Source organism: Leclercia sp. M50 (assembly GCF_037150775.1).
Classification (GTDB): Bacteria; Pseudomonadota; Gammaproteobacteria; order Enterobacterales; family Enterobacteriaceae; genus Enterobacter.
Genome location: NZ_JBBCPK010000142.1, coordinates 1 through 7,843, shown reverse-complemented (window position 1 = coordinate 7,843; position 7,843 = coordinate 1). Strand labels below are relative to the sequence as shown.

The following is a 7,843-nucleotide window of genomic DNA, read 5'->3' as shown; positions in this document are numbered from 1 at the left end:
CGCCCACCTGCAGATTTTCATTTACCTGACGCGAACGCATCACCGCCTGGGCGGCATCGCCGTTCGGACGATACTGCTCTTCGGTCTGCTCTTTATCGGAGAAATCGATCTGCGCGGTAACCTGGGCATGAACGTTGGTTGTCCCAACAATCGGCCCGAGAATGGCTTCGATGCGGCTCTGAATGCGATTTTCCACATCAGTGGCATATTTCAGCTGCGCGTCATTGAGGTCGCGATCGCCGGTGTTGGATTTGGTTAACAGGCGACCCGTCTGGTCCACCAGGGTCACATTACCCGGCGGTAAACCCGCCACGGCGCTGGAGACCAGATGCACCACCGCGCTGATTTGCCCTTCATCCAGCGCGCGGCCAGGCTGCAGATTAACGGTGACGGATGCCGAAGGGGCTTTTTGTTCCCGGACAAACAGGGTCGGTTTCGGCATGGCCAGGTGCACGCGGGCGCTTTTCAGCGGACCCAGCGTTTCGATGGTACGGGCCAGTTCGCCTTCCAGCGCGCGCTGATAGTTCACCTGCTCGCTGAACTGGCTGATGCCAAATTTTTCCTGATCCAGCAGTTCAAAGCCTACTGCCCCGCCTTTCGGCAGGCCTTGCTGGGCAAGACGTAAGCGGAGTTCATGAACTTTATCGGCGGGGACTTCCAGCGGGCCGCCGTTTTCCCCGAAGCGGTAAGGGACGTTCATCTGGGTGAGCTGGGTGACGATAGCGCCGCCATCCTGATCGGAAAGGTTGCTGAAGAGCGTGCGGTAGTCTGGTTGTTTGGCCCATAAGACCATAGCGACAACAATCGCGATGGCGGCAGCGCCTGCCACGATCAACGGCACTTTAGGGTTCGCGCGCAAGCGGCTCATCCATTCGAGAGATTTAGTTTGAGGGCTTGTTGTTGCTGACGCACTCATAGCGCACCTCGCGACTCATCGTGGATTTCATTATTAGTGTGGAGAAACAAAACAGACTCCCGGGTCGGCAAACACACAAAAAATTCCATAATCATGGCTGTGCCATTATTTGTTGAAACGGGAATTTCTATGCGTCAAATAACCTGGTTTTTTAACGCTATTTAGCGCCTTTATCTCATTGACAGACTGCTACTCTTGAGCGCGTAGAAAACCATCAGGGGAAAGTCATGGCAATACAGGGCATTGAAAGCGTCATCAGCCAGCTCCAGGCAACGGCGATGACCGCGCGTAATCAGAACGTGGCTGATGTGCAGTCGACGGTCAGCTTCGCGGGCCAGCTGCATGCGGCGCTGGACCGGATCAGCGACACGCAAACCGCGGCGCGCGTGCAGGGCGAAAAATTCACCCTCGGCGTACCGGGCATCGGTCTGAACGATGTGATGGCCGATATGCAAAAAGCATCGGTGTCGATGCAGATGGGTATTCAGGTACGTAATAAACTGATGCAGGCGTATCAGGACGTCATGTCTATGCAGGTTTAGTCCTTCTGGTGCTGGCGACGCGACGGCTTTAATGCCACACTATTTTTTTCGACATAGACGGAATCATGATGAAAAAAATAGCAATTATAGCGGGGCTGCTAGCCTTAACCGGCTGTGTACAGGTCGACAGATATCAGGACGTGATCAAACATCCTGTCCCGGCTGAACTGGCGGGTTACTGGCAGTCGAAAGGGCCGCAGAGCAGCATGGTCAGCCCGGAAGCGATCGCGACGCTTGTCGTGACACAAGAGGGGGATACCCTCGATTGCCGGCAGTGGCAGCGCGTGGTGGCCGTGCCGGGGAAAATCATGCTGCGTTCTGACGATTATTACAACGTCACTCGCAAGCTGGATATCTACCCGCTGGAGCGGGAAGGCTCCGCCATTGAGTACGATGGCATGATCCTGCAGCGCGTCGACAAACCTACCGTCGAGTGTGCAAATTACCTGAGTAAAAATCCGCTTGAGAGCAAGCTGCCTTAAGGGATTTGCAGGCCGGGCAGGGGCAACGCCGCCCGGCTATCAACGCCTTACTATTCCGCTTCTATAACCCACACGCTGACGCTGCCGCCGTTGCAGGTGAAGACACCGGTACCGGTTTCGTCGGTCATTACCACTTCCTCGCGGTTACCGAGAAAATCTTTCCAGGTTTTATGGCCGTAGTTTTCCCCAAGCGTAATGGTTTTTTCGCCTTCGTCACCGTTAGAGAGCACCACCACGCAGCCGGGATTATCGTCGGTGCCGCTGCGGCTGAAGGCGATGCAGTTAGGGTGATCGAACCACAGAGTCTGAATGCCGTGAGCAAAGCGCTGGCGGGCGAGGATCAGCTGATCGAGCTGCTCAATCACCGGCATATCGATGTGGTACATCTCGCCGTCACCACCGGTATCGTCATAGCTGGCGCCGTACAAATCGGGGTAGAAGACGGTGGGAACGCCGTTTTCGCGCAGTAAAATCAGGGCATAGGCCAACGGCTTAAACCAGGCTTCAACCGGTGCCTCCAGCGCCTGTAGCGGCTGGGTGTCATGGTTAGCGACCAGGGTCACCGCATGGAACGGAGCGGCCTCTACCAGCGTGCCGGTAAAGATCTGGCTCATGTCGTAATCACGTCCCTGCAGAGAAGCTTCGTGAAACTTCATGTGCAGCGGGGCGTCAAACAGCATGGTTTTCCCCTCCACCTGTTCGATATATTGTTGCAGTTTATCAACATCTGGCGACCAGTATTCCGCCACGATAAACAGCGGTTTCGGCGCTACCTCCTGGACATGTTCGATCCACTCTTTATAGAACCAGGCCGGAATATGTTTTACCGCATCCAGACGGAAGCCGTCACACTGGGTTTGCTCCATCAGCCAGCGCGCCCAGTATTTGATCTCCTCGGTTACCGCACGGTTGCGAAAATCGATGTTTTCGCCCATGAGGTAGTCAAAATTTCCCATCTCGTTATCGACCTGATCGTTCCAGCCTTCGCCGGTGTAATCATTGACGATCTTGAAGATGCCGTTTTCATCAGGGTTTTCGATATGGTCTATGCCGCTGAAACATTTGTAATCCCAGATGAATTTTGAATACTTTCCGGCGCGAACCGGGAAGGTGTAGCGGGTCCAGGCTTCACACTCGATAATCGCGTCATCGATCTGGTTGCGATCGTCGGCGTTCACCCGCTGAACGCGGATGGCCTCTTTCTCATCGGCACCCATCTTGTGGTTCACGACCACGTCCATCAGCACCGCGATATTGTTGCGTTTCAGTGCGTCGATAGCGGCCAGCAGCTGGTTTTTGTCACCATATTTGGTGGGAATAGATCCTTTTTGATCGAACTCGCCGAGATCGAAAAGATCGTAGCAGTCATAGCCGACAGAGTAGCCGCCGGTCGCGCCTTTATAGGCCGGGGGCAGCCAGACCATGTTAATACCGATATCATTTAAGCCATCGGCGCGCTCGGCCACTTCCGGCCAAAGCTGACTGCCTTCAGGGTAATACCAATGGAAGAACTGCAAAAGGGTGGGGTTTTTCATCTTCCGTGCTCCAGTTTAAGAACACAGAGAGTATGAGCGAGGCGGGGATATTTAGCGGGTGAAATAACGAAATATATTCACCCGCCTGTTATCAACCCCAGTTCAGATGTCCGTGGGGAAAAGAATATTGCCAGAGAGACGTCCATAAGTTGCATTCAGATTATGTTGTCGGGAGGAGTGCCCAACTAAAGTTCTCAGCTCGTCCATACGCTGTTGCAGCAAGGCTTTAAGCTCAATTTCATTATCGATGATCTGCCGGAGCATGGGGCGTATTTGCGCCTGTATGTGTGGCGCAATCTCGTTCGCATCCTGAAACTGTGTCAGTTTTTCAACGGCGCTTAAATACTTCACTTCGAAAGTAATCAGCTCATCCCAACGCCCCGATTTTGACAGCGCCAGCATCGAGGCGCTGGTAGTTAACAGGTGTTGATAGTGTTGGAGCAATCCCAGATTGGCTTCCATTAGTCATTGTCCCGCATATGTTGAGAATTGGGGCCTATCTCTTTCCAGGCATCGGCGATGTTATTGAGTAACTCCATCACTTCATTAATGGCATCAATGTCATTATGAATATTGGCCTGTAAAAGACGTCTGGTCATATAGTCGTAGAGGCTGTCGAGGTTGGTAGCCAACTCACCACCCACCTCGTGATTTAGCCCAGACTGCAGACCGTTACTGATAATATTGATGGCTTTTCCCAGCGCCTGCCCTTTACCGGGAATGTCCCCTTGCTCAATCAATATGACGGCTTTTTTCATGGCGCTTAGCGCGCCATCAAAAAGTAAAACCACCAGTTGATGCGGGCTGGCACTCAGGACGGCACTTTCAACACTAACCTGCGCATAGGCCTGAATTCCCGATTTTGTATACATCGTAAAACCTCAACTCATTCATTAACTGTTCATAGCATTGAACTGTTGGGTCAGATAGCTCCCGGTTTGATCCATGGAGGAGACCAGCTGACTCAAACTGGTAAATTGCGTTTTGTAGCGCGCCATCGTGGCCTCGATTTGCGCGTTAACACGGTCGTACTGATCGGACAGATTTTTCAGCGTTTTGTTGATGCCATCAGTGGCGCTTTTGACCGAACCTTCGTTGCCTAACATGTCTTTCAACAGGTTGCTGGTTTGCGTCGCCATGCCGGTTGTTTTACCGTCGCCGGAGAGGAAAGCGAGCACGTCGGTAGATTTATCCGTCAGGGCCTTACCTAACTTGGTGCTGTCTACGGTCAGCTTACCGTTAATATCCTGGGTGATGCCCAGTTGCGACAGCGTCGCTAGTTCGCCGGTACCTTGCGCTGACGAGACCATAGAGCGCAGGCGGGTCTGGATATTACGCAGGGTGCCGTCGCCCAACAGGTCGCCGTTGCTAGAGTCCTGAGAACCATCGCCCTGTTTCACCGCGGTATATTTCGTCTGGTTACTGATGGTCGTTTGCAACGAGTTATACGCATCGACAAAGGCCTGGATCGCATCGGTCATCGGCTGATTGTCTTTCGCAATCGACAATGTTTCCGGGCTGCCAACGTTGGTCTTGGTCAGGTTGAGCGTGACACCTTCCGGGGCATCGGTAATGGCGTTGCTGCTACGGGTAATTTTGATGCCATTGATGTTAACGATGGCATCAGCCGCGGCAACCTGAACTTTCATTCCCGTTGATGAATCAAGCGGATCGTGGCTGATATATTTTTCCAGTTCGCTGTCATCGGTGGTGATCGTCATTTCGTTGGCGACACCGCTGTCACGTGAGGTCAGTGATAGATAGTAACTGTTGTCATCCGCTTTAATGATGCTGGCGGTTACGCTGCCTTGTTTAGCGTTAATCGCGTCACGTACATCCGCAAGGCTTGTTTTGTCGCTGGCCAGCGTCACCTTTAATGGATCTTTCTGACCCGGCTGCGTGATAGTGATGGTGCGCGAACTCATGCTGCTGTCGCCGAGATCGGTATCTTTGCTGGCTACTTTCGGGCTCAGCAGCGTCTGCGCGGCGGCCAGCTGCGTCACTTCTACCGAATACGTACCGGCTGAAGCACTGCTCGCCAGGGTCGCACTAAATGCGGTATTGGTACTGGTCACTTTTGACTGCGCAATCGCAGAGGTGTTTTTCAGCGCGTCTGCAGCAGTCTGAAACTTGGTCAGTGCAGTCTGAACTACGCCCCATGCGGTCAGTTTCGCTTTATAAGAGGTCTGCTGCTGCGTAATCGGTGTGAGCTTGGTCTGCTCGGCTGTCTGTAAATTGTCATATAACGTATTGAGATTCAGACTGGTACCTGCACCGAGTGAACTAACACTTGCCATTTTTTTCATCCTTTATTGTGACAATCGCTGGAAGCTCTATCGGCAGACGTAGGAAAAAGATTAGCTTTTTTTGCATTTATCAATGGGTAAATAAAGCAGCGAAAAAACTGGCAGTTTGTCCTTTTAAAAAAATGATCTTTTTTCTAAAGGTTAGGAAGGGGGTGAACGATAACCAGGATAGCGGTGAGAAAACCGTAGGCAGATGCCTGAATCTGACAACTTTTAAAGGAACATATCATGGCTGTTATTAATACTAACACCCTGTCTCTGATGACTCAGAGCAACCTGAGCAAATCTCAGTCCACTTTGGGCACTGCGATTGAGCGTCTGTCCTCCGGTTTGCGCATCAACAGCGCCAAAGATGATGCTGCGGGCCAGGCGATCGCTAACCGCTTCACCTCCAACATCAACGGTCTGAACGTGGCAGCACGTAACGCCAACGACGGTATCTCCCTGGCGCAGACTGCTGAAGGCGCGCTGAGCGAAATCAACAACAACCTGCAGCGTGTCCGTGACCTGACCGTCCAGGCGCAGAACAGCTCTAACTCTGCTTCCGATCTTGACTCTATCCAGTCTGAAGTTAACCAGCGTATGGCTGAAATCGACCGTGTAACAACGCAGACCGATTTCAACGGCATTAAAGTCCTTAATAACACAACTGCTACCGCGTCAAATTATAATTTCCAGGTTGGCTCTAAAGATGGTGAGACGATTGGAATTGCTATCAATAGTGCAGCTGGATGGAACCTTGCATCCTCAAGCAGTGCAGCTGGTGCAGCAGGTACAACTACTGCAGTTACTGCAGGAGGGGTATATGCTAACACCGTTGCAGCCGCCACGTTGACTGATGTTAATGGCGTTGCTGGCAACCGTTCCGTTGCTGCGGTTGGTTTTGACGTGAGAAGCGGTAAAGTTACTGGTGCAGCCTTAGGGGCCGGAAACCCGCTTGCAGATATCGATAAAGCTATTAAAGCCGTTGATACACAACGTAGTTCTTTGGGTGCTTCTCAAAACCGTTTTGAGTCCACTGTAACTAACCTGAACAACACCGTGAATAACCTGTCTGCAGCCCGCAGCCGTATTCAGGATTCTGACTATGCGACCGAAGTGTCCAACATGTCCCGCGCGCAGATCCTGCAGCAGGCTGGCTCTTCTGTGCTGGCCCAGGCTAACCAGGTTCCACAGACTATGCTGTCTCTGCTGCGTTAAGCTCAATATTATTACGTCTAAAAGCGCCATTTATTGGCGCTTTTTTTATTAAGGTAGTACAGAACTCGAAACGCTATCATTTCCATTAAAGTTTGAAATCGTACTGTCGATAACTGTCTGGAGGGCGATGAAGCCGCAGGCCGCAGGCCGTAACTTAATGACAAATATTGAAGGATAATAATCATGGCAGTTATTAACACTAACACCCTGTCGCTGATGACGCAGAGCAATCTGAATAAATCTCAGTCTTCTCTGGGAACTGCGATCGAGCGTCTCTCGTCTGGTTTACGCATCAACAGCGCTAAAGATGACGCTGCGGGCCAGGCGATTGCCAACCGCTTTACTTCCAACATCAACGGTCTGAACGTGGCAGCACGTAACGCCAACGATGGTATCTCCCTGGCGCAGACTGCTGAAGGCGCGCTGAGCGAAATCAACAACAACTTACAGCGTGTACGTGATCTGACCGTGCAGGCGCAGAACAGCTCAAACTCAGCTTCCGACATTGACTCTATTCAGTCTGAAGTGAACGAGCGAATGAAAGAGATCAACCGCGTTGCTACCCAGACCGACTTTAACGGTATCAAAGTATTAAATAATACAGCATCCAAAACATTCAACTTCCAGGTTGGTTCAAAAGATGGTGAGCAAATCGGCATCACTATGAACGATAAAACAGCATGGGATAAATATACCGCTACGACTACTAATGGCATTGCAAGTCTGGACGGAAACATTGCTGCTGGCGATCGTAAAGTAGCGAGCAATGGCTATGATGTCCTGCAAAACGACGGTACTACCAGCACTGGTTTAAAAACCATCGACGATGCGATTAAAGCTGTCGATACACAGCGTAGTTCAC

9 protein-coding genes are annotated in these 7,843 nt (G+C 51.7%); 4 read left to right on the top strand and 5 right to left on the bottom strand.

Annotated elements, in window-relative coordinates; all coding sequences use genetic code 11:
• A partial coding sequence (fliF, locus tag WFM46_RS21770; protein ID WP_336998519.1) for a flagellar basal-body MS-ring/collar protein FliF occupies window positions 1–916 on the bottom strand: 916 nt, incomplete at its 3' end.
• A 227-nt stretch (window positions 917–1,143) separates the two neighbouring features.
• Here fliF and fliE point away from each other — a divergent pair.
• Both fliE and yedD read left to right on the top strand, forming a co-directional pair.
• A complete protein-coding gene (gene fliE, locus WFM46_RS21765) occupies window positions 1,144–1,458 on the top strand; it encodes a flagellar hook-basal body complex protein FliE (RefSeq protein ID WP_103180141.1) in 315 nt (104 codons plus the stop codon).
• Window positions 1,459–1,526: 68 nt separating this feature from the next.
• Window positions 1,527–1,940, top strand: a complete 414-nt coding sequence (gene yedD, locus WFM46_RS21760) for a lipoprotein YedD (RefSeq protein ID WP_103822444.1) — start codon at window positions 1,527–1,529, stop codon at window positions 1,938–1,940.
• A gap of 50 nt (window positions 1,941–1,990) precedes the next feature.
• Here yedD and amyA read toward each other — a convergent pair whose 3' ends face one another.
• The 4 genes from amyA to fliD form a co-directional block, all read right to left on the bottom strand.
• Window positions 1,991–3,475, bottom strand: a complete 1,485-nt coding sequence (amyA, locus tag WFM46_RS21755) for an alpha-amylase (RefSeq protein WP_336998518.1) — start codon at window positions 3,473–3,475, stop codon at window positions 1,991–1,993.
• Between the two features lie 102 nt (window positions 3,476–3,577).
• Entirely contained in the window at window positions 3,578–3,937 is a 360-nt protein-coding gene (gene fliT, locus WFM46_RS21750) for a flagella biosynthesis regulatory protein FliT (protein WP_336998517.1), read from the bottom strand.
• Window positions 3,937–4,347 carry a flagellar export chaperone FliS gene (gene fliS, locus WFM46_RS21745; RefSeq protein WP_103180133.1) on the bottom strand — a complete coding sequence of 137 codons (411 nt, stop codon included), beginning with the start codon at window positions 4,345–4,347 and terminating at the stop codon, window positions 3,937–3,939. The genes fliT and fliS overlap by 1 nt, the downstream gene beginning before the upstream one ends.
• Before the next feature lie 21 nt (window positions 4,348–4,368).
• The gene (gene fliD / locus WFM46_RS21740) at window positions 4,369–5,772 is read right to left on the bottom strand and encodes a flagellar filament capping protein FliD (RefSeq protein ID WP_336998516.1); all 1,404 of its coding nucleotides are present in this window, start codon (window positions 5,770–5,772) and stop codon (window positions 4,369–4,371) included.
• Window positions 5,773–6,009: 237 nt separating this feature from the next.
• Between fliD and WFM46_RS21735 the strand changes: the two genes are divergently transcribed.
• Together WFM46_RS21735 and WFM46_RS21730 are read left to right on the top strand one after the other, a co-directional pair.
• Complete coding sequence (locus WFM46_RS21735; protein ID WP_156239224.1) at window positions 6,010–6,981, top strand: flagellin N-terminal helical domain-containing protein; 972 nt, start codon at window positions 6,010–6,012, stop codon at window positions 6,979–6,981.
• A gap of 183 nt (window positions 6,982–7,164) precedes the next feature.
• Window positions 7,165–7,843 (top strand): flagellin N-terminal helical domain-containing protein (locus WFM46_RS21730; protein WP_336998515.1); only part of this gene is annotated, 679 nt, incomplete at its 3' end.

Bases quoted from the DNA above. Each gene is read 5' to 3' on its own strand.
- fliE (WP_103180141.1), top strand. From the start codon at position 1,144: ATGGCAATACAGGGCATTGAAAGCGTCATCAGCCAGCTCCAGGCAACG.
- yedD (WP_103822444.1), top strand. From the start codon at position 1,527: ATGAAAAAAATAGCAATTATAGCGGGGCTGCTAGCCTTAACCGGCTGT.
- amyA (WP_336998518.1), bottom strand. From the start codon at position 3,475: ATGAAAAACCCCACCCTTTTGCAGTTCTTCCATTGGTATTACCCTGAA.
- fliT (WP_336998517.1), bottom strand. From the start codon at position 3,937: ATGGAAGCCAATCTGGGATTGCTCCAACACTATCAACACCTGTTAACT.
- fliS (WP_103180133.1), bottom strand. From the start codon at position 4,347: ATGTATACAAAATCGGGAATTCAGGCCTATGCGCAGGTTAGTGTTGAA.
- fliD (WP_336998516.1), bottom strand. From the start codon at position 5,772: ATGGCAAGTGTTAGTTCACTCGGTGCAGGTACCAGTCTGAATCTCAAT.
- WFM46_RS21735 (WP_156239224.1), top strand. From the start codon at position 6,010: ATGGCTGTTATTAATACTAACACCCTGTCTCTGATGACTCAGAGCAAC.